The 19,882-nt window shown below is 53.6% G+C and carries 19 protein-coding genes; 5 read left to right on the top strand and 14 right to left on the bottom strand.

The window, feature by feature from the left end; genetic code table 11:
* Nucleotides 1-294: 294 nt before the first annotated feature.
* The 11 genes from cas2 to IGS16_RS00095 all read right to left on the bottom strand — a co-directional run bounded on the left by cas2 (nt 295) and on the right by IGS16_RS00095 (nt 12,566).
* Entirely contained in the window at nt 295-588 is a 294-nt protein-coding gene (gene cas2, locus IGS16_RS00045) for a CRISPR-associated endonuclease Cas2 (protein WP_068510563.1), read from the bottom strand.
* 9 nt (nt 589-597) lie between these two features.
* Nucleotides 598-2,301: a type I-MYXAN CRISPR-associated endonuclease Cas1 gene (gene cas1, locus IGS16_RS00050; RefSeq protein ID WP_297082223.1), complete on the bottom strand. Its 1,704-nt coding sequence runs from the start codon at nt 2,299-2,301 to the stop codon at nt 598-600.
* A 417-nt stretch (nt 2,302-2,718) separates the two neighbouring features.
* Complete coding sequence (cas5, locus tag IGS16_RS00055) at nt 2,719-3,387, bottom strand: CRISPR-associated protein Cas5 (protein ID WP_297082225.1); 669 nt, start codon at nt 3,385-3,387, stop codon at nt 2,719-2,721.
* Nucleotides 3,387-4,247 (bottom strand): type I-B CRISPR-associated protein Cas7/Cst2/DevR, encoded by an 861-nt coding sequence (gene cas7i, locus IGS16_RS00060; protein WP_297082226.1) that lies wholly within the window; start codon nt 4,245-4,247, stop codon nt 3,387-3,389. The genes cas5 and cas7i overlap by 1 nt, the downstream gene beginning before the upstream one ends.
* A gap of 630 nt (nt 4,248-4,877) precedes the next feature.
* The gene (locus IGS16_RS00065; protein WP_297082228.1) at nt 4,878-5,264 is read right to left on the bottom strand and encodes an endonuclease domain-containing protein; all 387 of its coding nucleotides are present in this window, start codon (nt 5,262-5,264) and stop codon (nt 4,878-4,880) included.
* A 28-nt stretch (nt 5,265-5,292) separates the two neighbouring features.
* Complete coding sequence (cas8a1, locus tag IGS16_RS00070) at nt 5,293-6,807, bottom strand: type I-MYXAN CRISPR-associated Cas8a1/Cmx1 (RefSeq protein WP_297082230.1); 1,515 nt, start codon at nt 6,805-6,807, stop codon at nt 5,293-5,295.
* A gap of 11 nt (nt 6,808-6,818) precedes the next feature.
* Nucleotides 6,819-9,086, bottom strand: a complete 2,268-nt coding sequence (cas3, locus tag IGS16_RS00075; protein ID WP_297082232.1) for a CRISPR-associated helicase Cas3' — start codon at nt 9,084-9,086, stop codon at nt 6,819-6,821.
* A complete protein-coding gene (gene cas6, locus IGS16_RS00080) occupies nt 9,076-9,732 on the bottom strand; it encodes a type I-MYXAN CRISPR-associated protein Cas6/Cmx6 (protein ID WP_297082234.1) in 657 nt (218 codons plus the stop codon). The genes cas3 and cas6 overlap by 11 nt, the downstream gene beginning before the upstream one ends.
* 19 nt (nt 9,733-9,751) lie before the next feature.
* Nucleotides 9,752-10,753, bottom strand: coding sequence for a YafY family protein (locus tag IGS16_RS00085; RefSeq protein WP_297082237.1), 1,002 nt, complete (start codon nt 10,751-10,753; stop codon nt 9,752-9,754).
* A 376-nt stretch (nt 10,754-11,129) separates the two neighbouring features.
* Nucleotides 11,130-12,083 (bottom strand): hypothetical protein, encoded by a 954-nt coding sequence (locus IGS16_RS00090; RefSeq protein ID WP_297082239.1) that lies wholly within the window; start codon nt 12,081-12,083, stop codon nt 11,130-11,132.
* A 105-nt stretch (nt 12,084-12,188) separates the two neighbouring features.
* On the bottom strand, nt 12,189-12,566 hold the full coding sequence (locus IGS16_RS00095) for a hypothetical protein (protein WP_297082241.1): 378 nt from the start codon (nt 12,564-12,566) through the stop codon (nt 12,189-12,191).
* A 467-nt stretch (nt 12,567-13,033) separates the two neighbouring features.
* Here IGS16_RS00095 and IGS16_RS00100 point away from each other — a divergent pair, with 467 nt between their 5' ends.
* Nucleotides 13,034-13,999 carry an aldo/keto reductase gene (locus tag IGS16_RS00100; protein ID WP_297082243.1) on the top strand — a complete coding sequence of 322 codons (966 nt, stop codon included), beginning with the start codon at nt 13,034-13,036 and terminating at the stop codon, nt 13,997-13,999.
* A gap of 24 nt (nt 14,000-14,023) precedes the next feature.
* Here the strand turns inward: IGS16_RS00100 and IGS16_RS00105 are convergent, their stop codons facing one another.
* Nucleotides 14,024-14,455: a PPC domain-containing DNA-binding protein gene (locus IGS16_RS00105; protein WP_297082245.1), complete on the bottom strand. Its 432-nt coding sequence runs from the start codon at nt 14,453-14,455 to the stop codon at nt 14,024-14,026.
* A 259-nt stretch (nt 14,456-14,714) separates the two neighbouring features.
* Between IGS16_RS00105 and IGS16_RS00110 the strand changes: the two genes are divergently transcribed.
* A complete protein-coding gene (locus IGS16_RS00110) occupies nt 14,715-15,104 on the top strand; it encodes a hypothetical protein (RefSeq protein WP_297082247.1) in 390 nt (129 codons plus the stop codon).
* A gap of 87 nt (nt 15,105-15,191) precedes the next feature.
* On the opposite strand, the gene IGS16_RS00115 is transcribed toward IGS16_RS00110, so the two are convergent.
* Nucleotides 15,192-15,704 (bottom strand): hypothetical protein, encoded by a 513-nt coding sequence (locus IGS16_RS00115; RefSeq protein ID WP_297082249.1) that lies wholly within the window; start codon nt 15,702-15,704, stop codon nt 15,192-15,194.
* A gap of 280 nt (nt 15,705-15,984) precedes the next feature.
* Between IGS16_RS00115 and IGS16_RS00120 the strand changes: the two genes are divergently transcribed.
* Nucleotides 15,985-16,854, top strand: coding sequence for an alpha/beta hydrolase (locus IGS16_RS00120; protein WP_297082251.1), 870 nt, complete (start codon nt 15,985-15,987; stop codon nt 16,852-16,854).
* Between the two features lie 56 nt (nt 16,855-16,910).
* Entirely contained in the window at nt 16,911-17,504 is a 594-nt protein-coding gene (locus tag IGS16_RS00125) for a DedA family protein (RefSeq protein ID WP_297082253.1), read from the top strand.
* A gap of 91 nt (nt 17,505-17,595) precedes the next feature.
* On the opposite strand, the gene IGS16_RS00130 is transcribed toward IGS16_RS00125, so the two are convergent.
* Nucleotides 17,596-18,297 (bottom strand): MgtC/SapB family protein, encoded by a 702-nt coding sequence (locus IGS16_RS00130; protein ID WP_297082255.1) that lies wholly within the window; start codon nt 18,295-18,297, stop codon nt 17,596-17,598.
* Nucleotides 18,298-18,481: 184 nt separating this feature from the next.
* Between IGS16_RS00130 and IGS16_RS00135 the strand changes: the two genes are divergently transcribed.
* On the top strand, nt 18,482-19,858 hold the full coding sequence (locus IGS16_RS00135) for a DUF2252 domain-containing protein (RefSeq protein ID WP_297082257.1): 1,377 nt from the start codon (nt 18,482-18,484) through the stop codon (nt 19,856-19,858).
* The last annotated feature ends 24 nt before the right edge of the window (nt 19,859-19,882 follow it).

The raw sequence follows: 19,882 nt of genomic DNA on the forward strand, positions 1-19,882 counted from the left end.
GTGCTCAACGCCTTGCGGCATCAGAGGTTTGGCACACCGACTGCTGAAATCCTTGTCCAGCTTATGGAAGCTAAGCTTTGTGCAAGCATTGGTTTCAGCATTTACAAAAACCAGGCCCTATTTCTCAATTCTAGTCATCCTTCAAGCGCTAGATCAACCTTTTTTCAACAACTTTGAGGTGTGCAAGGATCTACTCACACTCTGCACATACCTCAAGCTGGCTTGAGACAGGGCTTTCAGTCCAGTTGGCAGTCTTGCTTTCAAGCAACATACACCGATCCATGCACTAGAAAATTAGAAAATGCGGTGGCAGTCATGGCGAACCGTCCATGCCTCAGGGCGATTGCAAGACTGAATGCGCTCGACACAGCGATCGCACAGACCCGCAATCAGCAAACTATCCTCCGATGTCAAGATTTTCTCTAGTTCCCACCGCAGTTTCTCCCGGTCGCGCTGCGTCAGCCGACAACGAAAGATAGAGTATTGCAGACTTTCGCCATAACCCTTGAGCAACTGAAACGCCTTGCGCCAGCGTTTGGGGTCGCGAATGTCATAGCAAATCATGTAGTAGTTCTTGCTTTCTGCCATGAAGGACTCCTAGCGGATAACCAACTGACCAAACAGACCGCCCTCGCCCGACCATTCCTTCTCTAGCAGGCGCACTTCTAGCTCTAGTAAGCGACGATAAGTGAGCGAATAACCCAGTGCAGGATGCTTCCAACTCTCTTCCTTGCGGCGCTCGTAGAGATCAATAAACTTGCGCCGTCCGCTACTACTCAGCAAAACCTGTTCGCCCCGGATGTCAAAATCGGTTTCAACATCCCACTGATTGCGATTGACTGACCCCATTACCGCCAAATCGACCAGCGGCACCCGAAAAATTTCCATCAAATCGAGCGCCAATGGCGGAGCCTGGGTGCGGGGCTGATGATAGAACCCTAGCGCTGGCTCTAGCCCCACTACCAGGATGGCATTTATTATATCTTTTAGCAGTAACGCATAGCCGAAGCTAATCAGTGCATTGAAGCGATCCTTCGGTGGGCGGCGGTTACGGCTAACAAAGTGAAATTCTGGCGGTGCGTTTTGCGATAGCATTGCTGGGAGGGCTTGCCAATAAAGGGCAGCAACGTTGCCCTCTAGTCCCAATAAAGAATCCAGGGCAGATGCCTGAGGAACCTGCTTTAGCACTCGTTGCATTTGGTCGATGGTGCGGTTAAGCGTCTCATTTTCCGCCTCAGAACCGCGCCTGCCGCGCATGAGAAATTTCCGTTGGCTTTCCCCTCTACAGAGAACGAGTTTGCGAGCGAGTTCCAGGCAAAATTCGGGATTGCTTAGGGCACGATATTGACGCACCCGCCGCTGAATACTACCTTGCCGCGTATCCAGACTGCCCAAATAGCGACCCCCGCCGGAGATAAAATGCACCCCGATGTCCTGCTCAGCGCAGAAATAGAGCGCTTGAGTAGAAACTTGGGCAAAGCTGTGAATCACGAGTTGTCCGACTTGGCGACCGGGCAAGGTGACTGGCGGTTTTTCGCGGGGAGAAATCTTAAGCTGCTCACCGCTTTTGCCAACCATCGTGCCTACCTCCGTAATGTGGATAATTTCGCGATCGTCATCTTCTGGGAATAGGCGAACTGGATGCCGCTCTGGGTCTTGGGTATAGCGGGTTTCTTCAGGCAGGCAAACCGGCGCGAGGGAGCAGCGCACACAGAGCCGCTCGTTGGTGGTGATAGGCGGGCGCTCTGTGGACTGGCGTAACGCCCTAGCGCGCTGCACCGCTTCTCGAACTTCCTGGCGTCCTGTGTCGGTTAAAATCACTTTCACGACGACGTTATCCGCGTGGTAGCGAATGCGCCCTTCTTGAATTGGAATCTTCCGTGCAGCTTCGATCAAGCAAGCGTAGGCGAGGATTTGTAAGCGATCGCTCTCCCACGCTTGCGCCTTACCCTCCCGATCGCGATAACAGCGTCCCCGTTTATGTTCGTAGGGAATGGTTTGTCCATCTCGATTTCGCAGGGCATCGACTTTCCCTCGCAGACCCAGTTCAGCACTCTCCAACACCAGTTCTTCCCAGTCGTCTCCTTCGTCACGCTCTAGCTCTGCATGGAGGCGGCGACCCGCAAATACGGCATCATCCTGGGTATAGAGTTCTTCAACTTCTTCCAGGTAAAATAATCGTGGGCAATAAGCAAGCGCATGGAGCGCATTCACCCGCAGTGTCTCTTGTTCATTAGCACATTCAACAGAGCGAGCTGCAATTGTACTTGCGGTAGACGTATTCGCAGTAGACTCAGGCATTGCTTCAGGACTCCGTATGAGCAATCGAATTCAAGTTTCGATTATTGCCACAACTAGAATCACGTTTATTTCGGCATAAGCCAGCCCGCAAATTCACGGCTTTTTTGGGGAAATACGTCTGTATTTCAGCAGTTTTTGTGAGTTCATCTGCACTGCTTTAGTTGGCAAGTTCAAGCATTGCAATGTCCCTATTCTGGTGTGCTCTAGTGTTCTCTGACATGTGCGAATGATATTTGTGTAGCGTTCTCATAGGGCGATCGCCTCCTATCTCTTTACTATTCTTCTTTAGTTGCAAGCACCTATCCTAAACTCAGGATAAAACTCGGTAAAAGGGAACGCCTAACGGCATCTAAGGTTTTGGTAGGACGAGGTATTGTATTCAGTTGTCAAGGTTCAGACGCTTGGTGTGGGCTAGGACTATGATTTGCGGGGCGATCGCTTCCCTTTCTTCGCATCAGGTGCCGCAGCGGGTTTAGGAATCGTCACCCAGCAGTCTGGGCAAAACTCTTCGCTCTGGCTAAACCGTTGAAAAGTGCCTTGGGTGGTTTGGCGATCGATCCAAATCGGTAAGCTGATAAGTCCACGATTGTCTTTAATCAGCCAGCGAATGGGTCCATCGATTTCACGATAGGCACGCACGCCGTTAATCATCGCCCAGGACTCTCCTAAACTCAGCCCCCCGAAGCGAGTGATTTGCGCGGGGGTGGAAAGGGCGATCGCCACTCGGTCAGCTAGCTTCACCGTTCCCGCTTCCTCACTCGAATCAATCCGAACAACTGCTTGTAAATCCGTGAGCAGTTCATGATGATTGGGCTTTGAGAACTTGCCAGTCGGATAAGTCCCCAAGTGAGTTTTGCTGAACTTATGATGTCGCTGCTTTCTCAAAATTCGAGAAATCGGTGGATCATCACCGATGATTCCAATGGCTAGCTTTACTCCCCGATGTTTGTCCATCTCAACTTCCCCTACAAGGGATAGCAGGAACCCATAAACTGTGGATGGCGGTGGGTAGCGATAGGTTTCTTTATAGTCCCGTGCAAAGCTGCGGGGAAAGCTAGTGCAGGGGCAATCGAGATAGAGTTGCATTAGGCGGTCACCTCCATGTTTAGCAGTTCCTTAGCAGCGGCGATCGCCTCTTTCACCCCTCGATAGACCTTAACACCTAAAGCCTCTAGCTGCTTACCGTAGGGGGTATCGGCAATTTCGCCCGCCACAATCAGCTCACTCGCCGCAACATCACCTACCTCCACAAGGCGCACTAAACGGGGACACCCCACCGACTCGCCAATGCGCTTAAACACGTCCATAATCCAGGGGCTAGGATCATCGGTAACACGAATGACGATAGACTCCGGGCGGAAGTCATACAAGAACCGGGCATGGTTGCCGCCGACATGACGCACGGCACCAATGGCATCCAGTGCCAGCGCAGCCCGTTCTGGCTTCTTTAGGCTTTCAGGCGTGAGGGCGATCGTGTATTGGTAAGCCGTGCAGTGAACTTCAGTGCTGTGGATTGATGTTTTGCCCTTTTCGCCTCCCTTGGAACCAAAGGCAACATCACCCCAGTAAGGGTCAAGACTAATGGCGCGGCTAACTTCTAGGGCACCCCGCCGCTTTGTCGTAGCATCTTCGTTGTCTTTGCCCTTCTTAGCATCCATGTAGCCGAATAAATCATCGTCAATGTATTTTTCAGCATTGAACTGTTCCCCCTGAAAGCTGTACTTATCCACGTCGGGGTCGAATGTACGGTTGGTTTCAGACTTGCAGTGATTTTGGAGATACTCCCGCAATCCCCAACGAATTGCCTCTGCACTCACAGTGGTGTATTGGTCATTGCCGCGCGTGATTTTTTGCAGCGTTGACAGGGTGCTGCCATCTCCTTCGCCTCGGTTGTTGGCGGCAATGGCAGTCGCAGTGACAATGGTGGCAAACAAGTGCTTGGTCATGATTTGAATCTCCTTGAAATTGAGTGTTTGTGGGTTGGTATTATGGCTAACTGACCTCATTCTGCCCAACCGGGCAACACGAGGTTTGGGGGTTGATTGCCCTCATCCCCTACCCCCTTCTCCCAACGTTGGGAGAAGAGGAACCAAACCGGAAAAAGGCTTTTAGCTTCCCCCTGCTCCAAACTTGGGCTATCTGTCGGCCAAATCTGGCTCAGGCTTCTCCCTAGTGTTCCCTTGTCCTAGAACGGCTGATGGGAATAGGCTTTGAGGCTCCCCTTCTCCCGAATTCGGGAGAAGGGGTTGGGGGATGAGGGCTAGCCAACACGCCAAAAGTTTCACCGAACTTCTGCGTAATGGATATCTGGGCTATTTGTCGGCCAAATCTGGCTCAGGCTTCTCCCTAGTGTTCCCTTGTCCTAGAACGGCTGATGGGAATAGGCTTTGAGGCTCCCCTTCTCCCGAATTCGGGAGAAGGGGTTGGGGGATGAGGGCTAGCCAACACGCCAAAAGTTTCACCGAACTTCTGCGTAATGGATATCAAAGTTACGAGAGGGAGATTGAGGGGGTGAGAGCAAGATAGACAGGGCAAGGTTGCCATAGTTGATTGTTGGTTGATTGTTGGTTGATTGCTTACTCAAGCAGCGATCGATGCAGTGCTTCCTGATAAATCACATCCAGTACCGAGTTCAAATCATCCAGAACCTGCTGGTTCTCAAATCGGATCACTCGATAGCCGTAAGCTGCCATCTCTTGTGTTCTAGCAGCGTCATAGTCGGCTTGATGAGCATGGATTCCTCCATCCAACTCAATCACTAACTTGCATGCTGGACAATAAAAATCAGCAATAAAGTTACCAACAGGATGTTGACGGCGAAACCGCAAGCCATGTAGCTTTTTGTTTCTTAGTGCCTCCCATAAGCGGGATTCTGCTGGCGTTTGGTGTTTTCTGAGATGCTTGGCAGCCTGCTCAATATTCGGCGTAGTACCACGAATGCGGTTGAGCGTCTTTTTTACCATGTCAAGCCTTGATTGATAATGGTAGGCTTTACACACTCATCGAAAACATCTCAGCCTCATCTCCTTCTGGTTCAGCAGAAGATTCAATCGGCACCTCTACCCCATCAAGGGCATCCCCTTTCTTGCTGGTGTAGGTGGCGATCGCCAGCAGCACTAAATCTCGTGCCCGCCGCCAGTTTTCCTCTCGATGTACCCAGTGGAAAATCTGAGGCCCTTTGTCGCGAGCCGCTTTACTGCGAAATTGACTCAAGAAGTCAACCAACGCTGTAGCAAATTCCTGCTGTGTGCTGGGACGCTGAAACCGATAAATCACCTTATCGGTCACTTGCCCATAATCCAAAGAACGACCCTGTTTTTGAGCTTGCTTAAACTGTCCGTACAGGTATTTGCTAAACGCACCCTGCACCACATCAAACAGCACTTGTTCTTCAGCATTCAAGTATTCAGTCATTTTTACCAATCCTTTGCGTTCATAGACTCCGTTACGTTTGCGAAACTCAAAAAAGCCTGCATACCAGGGTTTGCCAGCAATCAAGTTGTCACAAATCCAGGGCAGTGTTTTAGAAACAGCCAGCCAAGTTTCTCCGTTTTCAGTTTGTCGAACGAGTGCTGGAAAGACCTGCCGGGCCACTTCATACAAGTGCAGCACTTCATCAGTGACCTGCACACGATACACCGCCTGTTTCAGGTAGGACTGATTGCCATCCCAAACCTGCTTGCCCAGTTGATAGACTTCGCAGTAGTTCACCCGAAATGGTTGGGCTGCTTCAACAACCTTCTCCTGCAACAGGAAGTGCAAGGCAGATTCGCCAGCACCACTGCTACGAAAGTCTCGATAAGTACGCCCTGGCATGGCTCGACGGCGGCTGACCCAGTGCGTCAAGTTTTGAACATCGGGAATAACCAAGGCTGACCGACCTGATAGTTTGCCGCCAACAGTCTGGGGTGGCAGCTTGTAGTAGCCGCAGGCAAGGGGCAGAAACAGCAAGGCCAGAAACCCTTCAGGAGACTCCTGGTAAGGTCCATTGACAAAGCATTCCACCAGTCCGGGCAAGTGATTTCCCTTTAGCGCAATTTCCTTCTTGAAGGCACCCTTATTGTTAAAGGCATCCTTCATCTCACTGGTGTAATAGCAACTCAACAGCGATTTCACGTCGATTTGAATTTCTGGCTGATCTGGATCAATCAAAAACGTGCGGGTTATAGAATTACTATCTAGTTTTCGCTGCTGTGAGTGCTGGAGAAAAGTCGATAACACACCCTGCGTGAAGGTATATTGTCCCTGCTCATCTAGCTTGAGGGCAGGAACTTCCAGATAACCTTGGCTATTAATCCGATACGTTCGATCGAGTAGCCATTTCACAACGGCTTGATCGCTCCCTTCCCATTCCAGTTCAACCGCCTCATCGGTGACTTTCCAAGTCAAAGGAGCCTGCCCACGTTGGCTTTCTAGTTCGGATAGTGCTAGGGCCAACCCTGCAATCCCTGCTCGATGGGGTAAGAGAAAGTTTGGATCAAAGATCGATAAGGTAAATTGACTCAAAATCTCACCTCCTACTTGAGTTCAAACGCACCGAATTCCGATGAATAGCCCCATTGATCTCTAGGGGCAATCAAATACCCCTTCTTGTGGCGCGGCCAACCTTTAATGTTCTTGGTGGGTAAGGGAACAGTGTATCGGGGCAGTTCACTCGATTTGAGCCGGGCAATTGTCGCCTGATCCTGTTCGAGCAGTGCGGTTACGGTATAGCCCGCCTCGCGCAACGGTGCAGGATACGTTTTCCATTTGCCATCCAGCCAGACAAAGTGATCTTTGGGTGTGCCTTGAATGTTGAGTTTCTCCAACCAAACAGCTAGCTGCGCCTGATTGACTTCACCGGAGAACCCTCGCACCAGTGCCCAGCCCGCATCCAGCTCATCTGCACTGTAGGGAAAACCCACCTTGTCATCGGGGTAAAAGAGGGCATCAAGGGCATGGCCGCAGTACTGTCGGTTGAGCCGTCCCAACCGCTGGATTAACCCTGCGGGGTCAGCAATTTGAGTCACTAGGAGCGTTGCGGACAAGTCCAGCGACATTTCTGCTACCTGCGTGGTGATGGCTAGGACGGGTTGATCTTGTTTGAAGGCATCTACGACCGCACGATGGTGCTCGACGCGATCGCCATAGCGAAAGCGACTGTGATACAGCAAGGGTCGGAGTCCCCAAGCTTTGGCTTGCTGATAAACAGCGATCGCCGTATTCACTTGGTTGCAGACCCACAGGACTTTACCGCCATTGACCAATTCTTGCTTGACCCGCTCCCAGTCCGGCTGTGCTAGCTCATGGAAGCGATAACGGGGCAGGTGTTCAATATCTTGGGGTCCCTGGATAATTTCAACAGGCTCTCCCACTGCATTGCGAATTGCCTCCACCTGCGCCGGTAAAAACGAGGCAGACATGAGTAAGATTGGCGCTTTAACGACGTTGAGAAATCGCAGCAGCGCCCCAAACAAGGCATCATCATAGCAGTGAACTTCATCAAAGACGAAAGCAGCATTGGCGATCGCTGGAAAGCAATACATGGGACGGCGATTACATTGCAGGAGTCCCAAAACGGTATCCACAGTGCAAACATTGACCTTCGCTCCCCACGCTTTGAACGAATCTAATTTCTGAGCTGCCTCATTAACTGCTCCATCGCCATTGTCCACTTCCTCACCTGTGCAGGTCAACTCCAAATCAACGTCTGAGCGAGAGTGCAAAAGCTCTGCTTCCACTTGGTTGTGCACATAGTCCAAAAAGCCCTCTGTGCTGGTGCCCGTTGTCGGATAACAAAAGAACAACTTGCGTCCAATCCCATGGCGCTGTGCCCAGTTGTAGGCTCCAAGGGTTTTACCCGTACCACAACCTGCTCGCGCCATCGTTACCCGCGTAGACTTTTCCTTCAGATCAACTTGAAATTGCCGCAGTGGATGATTACCTCGCCGTGCATCAATAACCCGCTGGAGATCAGCCTCTGTCAGGGTCTTCTGCAATTCTTCTTGGGCCCACTGCTGGATATTGATCGCAACCTGTGCTGACGCTGAACCGATTGCATCGCCTGCTACGAGTAATGCTTTGACTACCGCCAGGAATGTAGCATCTGGCGTCCAAGCTTCAAACGCATCGAGGACTGCCTGGCGTTTTTCTCGCTTGATTTCGTGAATCTCCCATCGCTGCGAGAACCGAAAGGCGGGAATTTTCCTAGGTAGCCCTAGGGTTCTAACCCCATAGCGAATTAGCTTGCGGAAGTAAGGATGACAGACATACCAGTAGAGGCAAGTATCTCCAGTGCCGTCCCGAACTTCCCCTAGTTCACTTGTATCTTGACCCTGCTTACCACCTAGCTTTAGATGATGCCCACCTGCAGCGGCGATCGCCGTCATCAAGTCAGCATTTGGACATTGGCCAAGCCATTCTCGGAATTCCCAGGCTAGCAATACAGAAGCCACCTCATGACGAATCATCTGCGGATGTTGCAGTGGATTGCGCCGATATTGGGCAGGCAATGAGGTCAGATCATTTCTCACGACCATTTGAAAGTGGTCATTGGCCTTGCCCCAGTCGTGAAGATAAGCCGCTAGTCGGGCAGTCGCCCGCAGGGCTTCAAAGTCATGACTCAATCCAAACTGCTGGAGCAAATCTGAGCCTAAGGTATCAACCAGGGTTGTCACTGACTCCACAACTGCTGCCGTGTGGCCGACCAAATGATGGGTTCCTTTCCAGTCAGGATTTCCTGGTAGCGAGGATTTTGCTAGGAGAATATCTGGCTTTAGTTTTGGTGGTGTAGAATTAGGCGGCATCAAAGTCCTCCTTCACTGGATAAAACCAGCCACAGCCAAAATGTTGCCGTCCGCCTAATCCATACCATTGCAGCTTCAGTGAGTCTTCAGCACTCAAATTCTCAACAACGACGCTATAGCCCACGACTTTTTTGCCCTTAATTTGTAAGCTGCGCCTGGCGAGGTCACCATTAGTATCACTGGGAATAAATGCCTTCCCGCTAATTTCCAATTGCTTCAACCCCCTTTGGCAGGACTCTAGGAAATATCGAGGTACGTCTGCGTGGTCAATGGCATTCAGCTTAAACGTCACCAGACGCGCAGCTAGCACTTCACTGGGTTCTGGCAGAGTAATTCGTGGGCGCACCAGCCGAATCAGATGTCCACGAATGTCCAACACCTGATTTTGCAAACTCCGATACCAGGTTTGAACCTGTTCCGAGGGACATCTCAACCGAAAGCGAGAGTATCGATTCAGATAGATCATGCCGGCCCGATCTGGTATCCCTGGAATGCTGGATAGTCGAACCTCAGGTGGTAAATCGCTGGGGAATGCCGGCTCTTCAGCCGCTTGCAGCGATTGTTTAACCGCAGAATAGAGGGCATACCCATGATCTGCGGGCAATGTTTTGCCAACGACTGCGAATTGAATTTCTAGAAAGTTCACCGATCTTTCCTCCCTAAAGTCAATCTTTAGCTATTCCGTTGTGTTCGTTTAAGAATTGCGAGTAATTATAGTTCATTTGTTCCACCTCATCCCGCACCAGTTGCACCAGTTCTGGCGGCTCTAGCACCCTCGCCCCCTTGCCATAGCCCAGCACCCAGCGCTTCAGATCATTCAGCCCCCGCACCACCATTCGCAGTGTCAGCGAGCCGTCCGGGTGTTCCTGAATTTCCTGTGTCGGATGCCAGCGGCGTTCGCGGATGTAGGGTGCAGTAGCCGCATCAAACCAGATGGCAACGGGTAGCGGCACTCCACCCGCTTCATGCTGAAAGATCATTTCCAGGTGATCCTTGGCATCAAAGCTGGGGTCAGGCACAAAGGTTTCATCTAGCACCTGGAGGTGTTTGATCCGGTCTACCCGAAACCAGCGCACCTCTTGCCGCGTGTGGCAATAGCCGATTACATAGGGATTGGTGCCTCGGTAGATATGCAGCACGTAGGGGTCGAGCTTGCGCTCCGAAGTGCTGTTGCGGCTGGCGGTGTAGTAGGTCATCTGCACGGTTTTGTGGGTTTGGCAAGCAGCCTCTAGCTGATGCCAGATGTCGGGGTCGAGGTTCACTTCTGCGCCAGCGCGAAACAAAATGCGCTCCTCAGCGACCTGCTGGAGATCGACCCAGGTTTGCTCTGGCAGCCGCTCAGCCAAGCGAGCGATCGCCGATCGCAAATCCTGAGCATAGGCAGAACCGCCATATACCTCCAGCATTCTGGCTCCTAGGGTCAGGGCAAAGAGTTCGCCCTTGCTGAGCGTGATGGTTGGCAGTCGCCATGCTGGGTCTGTGTAATGAAACCCCTTGGCCTTGCTGAACTCCAGTGGCGCACCGTAGCGATCGCGCAAAAAAGCAATATCGTTCCGTACGGTGCGCTCACTCACCTCCAGCCGCTGCGCCAACGTTTCCGCCGTCCAGCGTTGTCCAGATCTCAGACATTCATCTAATTGAAGGAGTCGCTCCAGATGACGAGACATGGCAACTTCTAACACTCTAAGGGGATCTTAGACAGCCAACCCTGCAAAAGAGCTTCTGGGTTGAGAGAAAGCAATAAACAGTTTGCTTTTAGCGAGATGGGACCAAGACGCTAAGGCAGGGCGCAGGTAATAGATCCCTGCCTGGGCTGCAAACATACCCTCAGCAAAACCTCTTACAGAATTCCCCTGAGAAGACAGGAATTATCAAAGAATTTGCCCTTAGCCTCGGCATTTTGCGGAAGCTGTGAGCTGAAGTTGAGTTGGTGGCGCGATCGCCCCATTCTAGACCCAAGTGAGGTGAGGGAGCGATCGCCCTGTTTTGCAGCGTGTCATTTACTAATCGCTGCCCTAAGCCACAGCATGAGCTAGCCTCCTCTCAAAATTGCTGGCTTTGCACAAATCTTGAAAGGGTCGCACGAATCTCTCCCGACAGATCATTTCCTTGGACATCTCGAGTTCTCAACTCGACGAGTGCGAGATCTCCTGAAATTTCTACTACTTCCACAATTGAGCCACCAGGGATTCGCTCAACGTCTGGAGAAGATAAGATTGACCGAACTCTGCTGAGATCTTGGGACTCCGCCGCCGCTGTCAATGCCACCATTACTTGCTTGTTAAACACAGGAACCGGATCGTCGGGCGTTGGGCTGCCGGGTCTAACTGCAAGGTAGTGAACCGTTTGCATTGCCGCCAGCAGCGTTCGGCAAATTGGGGTTGTCTTCAACGATTCTTCATATCGACAGCGATTAGATACGAAAGTCTTGGGATCTACTCCGTCTAAAGCCGCTGGGAACTTCTCGCTAGCGGCCGTCAGCTCATCTAGAGATTGGCAAACACGAATCGCAGGGTCAAGATCCTCAACTTGATCTGCCATCGACGACACCCTTGCGGCGGCTTGCACGGCTGCTTCACACTCGCTCATACGGTGGGCAGTAAGTTTTGCCTTTTGTGCGTTTTGATGTGCGTATTCCAGGTTCCGCTGATACTCGCCCACCTTAGCCTGGGCAGTTTCGTAACTGGGGTGAGAGGTGGGAACTGCCTGCATTAGACTAATGGCCTGTTGCCACGCTGCTGATACGGTGTTCCATTCGTCGTGGGTCTTTGCCGTTTGTGTAAGAGTTGCAGCTTCCATTGCCTTGTTGACTGCATCTCGAAAAGGGTTGCTTTGTTCAGCAGTTGGAGGCTGAGTTGGCGCTTCTGCTGAAGGCTCTGCAACCGGCCAGGACTGGCAACCCAGTGCGATCGCCGCCAAGCTCATTATCAAGCTCATTTTACTTACCTTCATAAAGGGTACCTGCGAGAGTCTTATCTGACTAATTGTTGGGTTCATAGATTGGTGTAAGTGGCAGGACGGGAGCGCAAAAGTGGGCGATCGCGGCTGATACAACCGCTAGCTGCTGATACAACCGCTAGCTAGAGAGAGGCACCGATAGCATCATCGTCCACCCGGTCGAATCTGAGATGCTCTTCTACCACAACGGCTGCCATCTCTAGCCCGATCGCTAGCATACGTGCAAATTCCGTCGTCATTTCTTGTGCTATATCGACGGCGACCGCTGACAAATGGATTGTCCGCAGGTTGTAGCACAGTGGGACGGGGCACGCTGAGATTCACGCGGGTGCTACGCATGAAACTTGATACGGTCGAGCGAGACGGTGGAATCGGACTGCTGGCAGGAGTACTGCTTTGCACAGCAGGAATAACTGGAACCGCGCACATTCTGGACAGGTCTTCCAATAGCCCAGAGGGATGCACCATAAAGCAACCTGAATACTCCTGGGCGATCGCCTGGCGTGTTGTTATCGAAACCATCAGCAGAGAAGTAAGGTGAATCAACCCGATAGTGTGAGCAACTGAAACCTTCATAGCAACAAAACGAAACTGAATGTAGTTGGCTTTATCTCATGTCTGGGGACGGCGCTCGAATCTACGGTCAGTAGGCAGAGCGCAGGCATTGATCTGGTTGAAGTAGACGTGGTTGAAGTGGATGTTTTAGAAGATGAGACACGCCAACTTCCAACGCTTTATGGGTATCTTAGGAAACCAACCCTGCAAAAAAGCTTCCGGGTTAGGTAGTCCTAAAAATAAAAATGTCTAAAGATATGACGTAGAGAAAAGATAGGTGACACAATGCTGCTGGCGGGAAATGTCAAACATTACCTTATCGGTCGAACACCCATTCAGGGGTGCGCGATCGCCCCCTCACGCCGATGTCCCAGATCACTCGCTATAGTAAGAAGCGCATCCACCACCGGCGAAACAATCTTTCTCCAAAAACCATGCAAACACGGGAACTGGGCACTTCTGGCATTCAGATTACGCCGATCATCACGGGCACCTGGCAGGCTGGCAAAAGCATGTGGGTGGGCATTGAAGATGCCGAGACGATCAAGGCACTGCGGGCAGCCTTTGAGGCGGGCATTACCACGGTGGATACAGCAGAGGTCTACGGGCAGGGACACTCGGAGCGCGTGGTGGCAGAGGCGCTGTCAGATGTGCGCGATCGCGCTATATACATGACCAAAGTCTTTGCCAATCACTTAAAGTATGACCAGGTGATTGCCGCCTGCGAAGGCTCGCTGAAAAACCTGAAAACTGACTATATCGACCTCTATCAGATCCACTGGCCCGCCGGCGCGTTCAACACCGAAATTGTGCCGATTGCGGAAACTCTGTCGGCGCTCAACGACCTGAAACAGCAGGGCAAAATCCGGGCGATTGGCGTATCTAACTTTTCCCGCGCTCAGATCGAAGAAGCCGCGCAATATGCCCGCATCGACAGCTTACAGCCGCCCTATAACCTGTTCTGGCGGCATGTGGAAACAGATGCCATGCCCTATTGCGTCGAACACCAGATTTCCATTCTGGCTTATTCGCCCTTGGCGCAAGGCTTACTGACAGGTAAGTTCGGGGCAGATAAGACCTTTCCGCCCGAAGATGTGCGGTCAAAAAATAAGCTATTTCACGGCGAAAACTACGCTCGCGCCCAGCAAGCCCTAGACCAGTTGCGCCCGATCGCCGAACGCTATCACACCAGCCTGGGCAGCCTGGCGCTAGCGTGGCTGATCGCTCAGCCCCAGACCCATGCCATCGTCGGCGTTCGCAGTGCAGAACAGGCGGTAGACAATGCCGGAGCAGCGACGGTGCAGCTGAGTCCTGAGGATTTGGCCGCCATTGATGCCATCGGTCGCAGCGTGACGGATCACCTGCCCGATGCGAATCCGGTGATGTGGAATTTTAGCTAGCGGGCCGCTCAACTAGCGGGCCGCTCAACCAGTCAGCGGCTCCAGCGGTTCGATAGATAGTTCTCGGTAGCCCGTGGCGGGGTCGAGTTCGCGGCCAAAGCGAGTGTGCGGCAGGATGCCGATGACGATTTCAGCGGTGGTGTAAACCTGGCAGCCCGCCAGCACATGCCCGCCAAGGGTGCGCCCAGTGTCGTCGGCGATCGCCATGTGATAGTGCGACCCGTGCCGCGACAGCAGCCCCACCAGCGACACAATCTCAAACCGTCCGTCGTAGGTTGTGGATTCGCTCTGGCCAGCCAGCCGCAGGACGGCGCGAGTCAGGCTGCCGACGCAGGTGAGGATGCAGGCGGCTTCCAGGTTTTGGGCGATCGCCAGTGCATCCAGTTCTGTCTTCAGGTCTTGCTGGGGCGACAGACGGAGGGCGATCGCCATGATTGGAAGCGGCGTCAGATTCATCAAAATTTCGGCCCAATAGCTTATTTCGCAACTTATTTTACCTTAGACTTTTCTCAAATTGCACTTGCGAAGATCTAAGAAACATCCACAAAAATTGACATCGCTCCAGCCCCTCCTCGACAAACGGGCGGCTAATATTTTCTAGAGGCTATTATTTTTTGAAAAGACCTTCTTGATTTTCCGAACGGTGTCAAATCACTGAAACACCCGCACTCTCTACCCAGCCACTCTACTTTGCCCCCAACCTCCACCCCTGACCATGCAAATCACCCCAAAGCGTATCAAATTGAGCCATCCCAGACGTTCCTTTGGCCTCGGCGCTGCCCTAGTCTGCTGGTTTAGCCTGGGGGCGATCGCTCCCCTCTATGCCCAAACCACCAGCCTCAGCAATATTTCCAGCGAAGTGTTTGCCTGTATGCGCCGCAACAACCGCAGCGCCGCTGGCCACGTCGTCTACGAGGGCGGCAATAGCGGACGACTTCTAATCTTTGCCGCTGGCGTAGGGCAAGTCGGGGAAATGAGCTATAGCCACAACGCCAGCCAAAACAGCCTCAGCGTGTCCTACGTGCGGGGTCGAGTCTCGGTTGACCAAGTTCGCAATGGCATGGCAAACACCGCCAACCGTTGCCGCAGCGGCAGCCTCAGTTGAGCGGTTTTAGATTGTCGATTGTCGATTTTGGATGGATTTAGGAAATGGCACTCAAGCCAAAATCCCCAATCCAAAATCCAAACCCCTTTAGCTGGAAGTCACGCGGAAGTTATACTTCGTCGGCTTTTTGCCCAATCGCTCAAACTGAAAATAGACCACCACAGGCGCACCAAAGGTATTGGAAACGCCGTCGGTGTTAATCTGCCCTTGGCCTTTTAGCACCTGGGTAAATCTCGCCTGGGGCGGAATACCAAAGCTGGGGACGCTGCCTAGGAGCGTGTAGCGCACTCTGCCCTTTTGAATGCTGAATCGGAAAGCCGCAGCAGGCAACGACACGCCGTTGGGCACGGTCAGCGAGAAGATGTCGATCCGATCTTGACCGCTCAAGCTGTCGCGCCGTCTGAGGTTTAGCCGGCCGCCCGTATAGGTGCCCAGGCTGCGGGCCGTGGCAAAGGTGTCGTCTGAACTGCTGCGAGCGGCTCGCCTAGTCAGCGGCGACACAGACTTGCGACTGACAGACGAAAGCGACGCGCCCGCCAGCCCCGCAGAGAACGAGGAAATGCGAGACTGCGGATTGCTCTGAAAATCATCGGATGTCATGGGGAACTCCTGGTGGGGGAAAGGGGTTTAGCTGGAGATGCAGGCGTACCCAGGCGCAGCTTGCACGTTGCCTGGATATATTCGTCTACAGATTAAAATTTTCCACCATAACGCCCGCCAAACAACCTTTAGAAAGCCGTAAGAATTTGGACATAAGAATTTGGACGTAAGAATTTAAGCCCGTTGAAACCAGTCCCACCGCAAACCGAATCAATCCCCCTGATTCCCGTTTTTGCCCTGTATCTTAGGGAGAGTGACCTCTTGCGTGTAAATCATTTAGATGCGCTTTCTGTTTAATCTTTCGGGTCTGGTGGCCGCCGCGGCCGCTGTCTATGGGGCGATCGCCCTATTGGTGGCCAGTCGCCAGCAGCAGATGATTTTCTTCCCGTCGCCGACGATTACCCAAACGCCCGCCGACTTTGGGGCCGCCTACGAAGACGTGTGGCTGTCGGTGCAGCAGGGCGATCGCACCGAGCGGATTCACGGCTGGTGGATTCCCGTGCCGCCGGGCCAGCCGCAGCGGGGCGTGATGCTCTACCTCCACGGCAACGGGCTAAACATTGGCGCAAATGCGGACTATGCCGTGCGCTGGCAGCGATTGGGGCTGTCGGTGTTCCTGTTCGACTATCGCGGCTATGGGCAGAGCGAGGGGGTGTTTCCCAGCGAGGCGGCGGTCTATCAAGATGCTGACGCGGCCTGGCGCTACCTGACGGAGGATCGCGGCATTGCGCCAGAGGAAATCCTGATCTACGGGCATTCTCTGGGTGGGGCGATCGCCATTGATCTGGGCGTGCGCCAGCCCCGTGCGGCCGGGCTGATAGTGGAAAGCTCCTTCACCTCAATCCGCGACATGGCCCATCGCACCACGCCCTTCGGCTTTTTGCCCATTGACCTGATCTTGACCCAGCGGTTTGACTCGATCGGCAAAGTGCCCCGTCTGCAAGTGCCTGTTTTGTATGCTCACGGCGCACAGGATGCCCAAGTGCCCGCCGACATGAGCGAAGCGCTCTATGCCGCAACGCGATCGCCCAAAATGCTCTGGATCTCGCCCACGGGCGGCCACGCCATTGGCGATGTGGATGGCGACGGCTACGGTCAGGCGATCCGCGAGTTTCTGGATCGGTACCTGCCTGTGCGGGTTCCACTTTAGTCCCCCCTTCATCTAGGTCAAGTCTTAGAAATCAGCACAGGAATTCGGAGGCGGGAATGGCAGAGTGGGTGGCGCGGACAATGGAGGCGCTCGGCTATTGGGGCATTGGGCTGCTGATGTTTCTGGAAAACGTGTTTCCGCCGATTCCGTCGGAGCTAATCATGCCGCTGGCGGGGTTTACCGTGGCGCAGGGCAAGATGCAGTTTGTGCCCGCAGTGGCGGCGGGGGTGCTGGGGACGGTGCTGGGCGCTGTGCTGTGGTATGAGATTGGGCAACTCGTCAGCGAACGGCGGCTGATGCGGCTGGCCGATCGCTACGGCAAGTGGCTGGCGATTTCCGGGCAAGATATCCAAAGGGCGATCGCCTGGTTTAACCGATATGGCAAGCGGGCGGTGTTTTTTGGGCGGCTGGTTCCGGGCGTGCGGACGCTGATTTCCCTGCCAGCGGGTCTGGGCCGCATGAGCTTCCTCCCGTTCCTGCTCTATTCCACTGCGGGGACGCTGATCTGGACGCTGCTGCTGACCTACGTCGGGTTTCTGCTGGGGGACAACTATGCTCAGGTTGAACAATATCTCGGCCCGGTGTCCAAGCTAGTTCTGGTCGGGCTGGCGATCGCCCTGGGGGTCTGGCTTTGGCGACGGAAACGATAGTCAGGATTTTTGGATTCAGGATTTTTGGATTTTAGGTTTTAGATTTTGGCTAATCGTTGGCTAATCTTCTCTAAACCCGATTCTGACTCAGTTAGCCAAACTCCTGTTCAATAATGCGCCAGCGAGTGGCAATCACCCCCGGCTCCAAACTCAAGCGGCTGACGACTTGTTCCATAAACGCATCGTTGCGTTCTTGCGTCACGAGTTCGGCTTCGATATTGACGCGATCGGGCTTATCTTCCAGATCTTCGCTGTAGAGCGATCGCAACCGCAGTTTTCCACTGGCGACTGCCTGAAGCAGCAGTGCCCGCACATGGGCTTCGTCCTGAGCGCGACAGACCACCTCACAGCGATAGCACAGTTCCAGTTCCGTCCCTTTGAGGGGCTGCTGATTGATGCGATATCCCAGAGGACGCAGCAACAAGTTGGCCACTAGCACCGCAGCCGTGCCCATCGCTGCATGAGGCAAGAGTCCTGCACCCGACAGCGAACCGATTGCCGCCGCGCACCACAGCGTCGCCGCCGTGTTCAGCCCGCGCACCGTCAGGCCCTCCCGCAAAATCACGCCGCCCCCCAAAAAGCCAATCCCAGACACGACCTGAGCCGCGACGCGAGTGGGGCTGGCATCTCCCGGCGTAAGCACTGAGAGCATCACAAACAGCGCCGCTCCGGTGGCCACGAGGGTATTGGTTCGCAAGCCAGCCATGCGTTGCCGCCACTGGCGCTCTAGCCCCAGGGCCGAACCCAGCAGAAATGCAACAGCTAGCCGAATGGCACACTCTGTCCAAGTCATGCTCTATGCTCCTTCTGTAGTCAATCTCTAGTCAATAGACTGGCTCGGTTTCTCAACCGTGCTCCTAGGCTGAACGGCGATCGCCCATTTCTGCATGAGTCTGCCACTGTCTTCGAGCGGACTGTCAGCGTTACAGAACTCTAATTAGCATAAGGGCAAGGTCAAATTCTTTTGCTCTAGCGTTATGGATGATCCTGCTTCTCTGCATAGCGACGGTACGCCCAGATCGCGAGGCGATCGCCAGGCTGCTGGAAAGTCCCTGCGCCAAACTGTGCCGCGCTCTGCCCATCGAGACTGGCATCCGCAGGGCGATCGCCCTGACCCGCTGGAATTGCTGGCAAAATCCAACCAGCAGCGCATCCCCAATTTGATTCCCATTCGCCACTGGCGGATGATGCAGTCTCCGTTTACCTTCATGCGCGGCAGCGCCATCATCATGGCGGCAGATCTAGCCACTACGCCGACCACAGGCATTCCGGTGCAGGCCTGCGGCGATTGCCACTTGCTGAACTTTGGCGGATTTGCCACCCCCGAACGCAACCTGATCTTTGACGTGAATGACTTTGATGAAACCCTGATGGCTCCGTGGGAATGGGATGTCAAACGGCTGACCACCAGCTTTATTTTGGCTGGTCAAGACTTGCAATTGTCAGATCAGGACAGTTCGGAAGCAGCGCTGGCAGCCGTTCAAGCCTATCGATTGGCGATCGCCCATTTTAGCCAGATGCGAACCCTGGACGTGTGGTACGCCCGTCTGGATGCCAAGGTGCTGATCAAACACGCGCCCGACGAGGCTACCCGCAGACATTGGGAAAAAATGACCACCCGGGCTTTTAACCGTACCCTGGATCGGGCAGTTGTGCAGTTGACCGAAGTTGTGGACGGACAGCGCCGTTTTATCGACAATCCGCCGCTGATTTATCACCTGCCCCATCAAGCCGAATATTTTGAGCAAATCAGCTCTTTGTTTGAGCAATACCGAGATACGCTTCAGGTCGATCGCCAGTTCCTACTCGATCGCTATCGTCTGGTCGATGTAGCCCTGAAAGTGGTGGGCGTGGGCAGCGTGGGGACGCATTGCGGCGTGGCGCTGCTGCTAGATGACAATGACGATCCGCTGCTGCTGCAATACAAAGAAGCCCGTCCCTCGGTGCTGGAACCCTACGCAGGCAAGAGTCCCTATCCCCACGAAGGACAGCGCATCGTCAGCGGGCAGCGGCTAATGCAGGCGGCCAGCGATCTCTTCCTCGGCTGGACAACGAACGTCGAAGGACATGATTTTTACTTCCGACAACTGAAAGATATGAAAACCGCCATCAAGCTCAAGGGCATGTCGGCCCGCAGCCTGGAAGACTATGCCGAGATCTGTGGCGCTGCCCTGGCCCGGGCCCATGCCCGCACCGGAGATCCGGCCATGATTAGCGGCTACCTGGGCGAAAGCAATGCCTTTGATCAAGCAGTGACGGATTTTGCCGTGGCCTATGCCTACCAGGTAGAACAGGACTACCAAAAGCTGGTGGAAGCCGTGCAGTCGGGACACATTGAGGCAATACCAGGTTAGGTGTGCAAGGGTTGAAATAAGAAA

The organism is Thermoleptolyngbya sp. C42_A2020_037 (genome assembly GCF_015272455.1).
In the GTDB taxonomy this organism is placed as follows: Bacteria; Cyanobacteriota; Cyanobacteriia; order Elainellales; family Elainellaceae; genus Thermoleptolyngbya.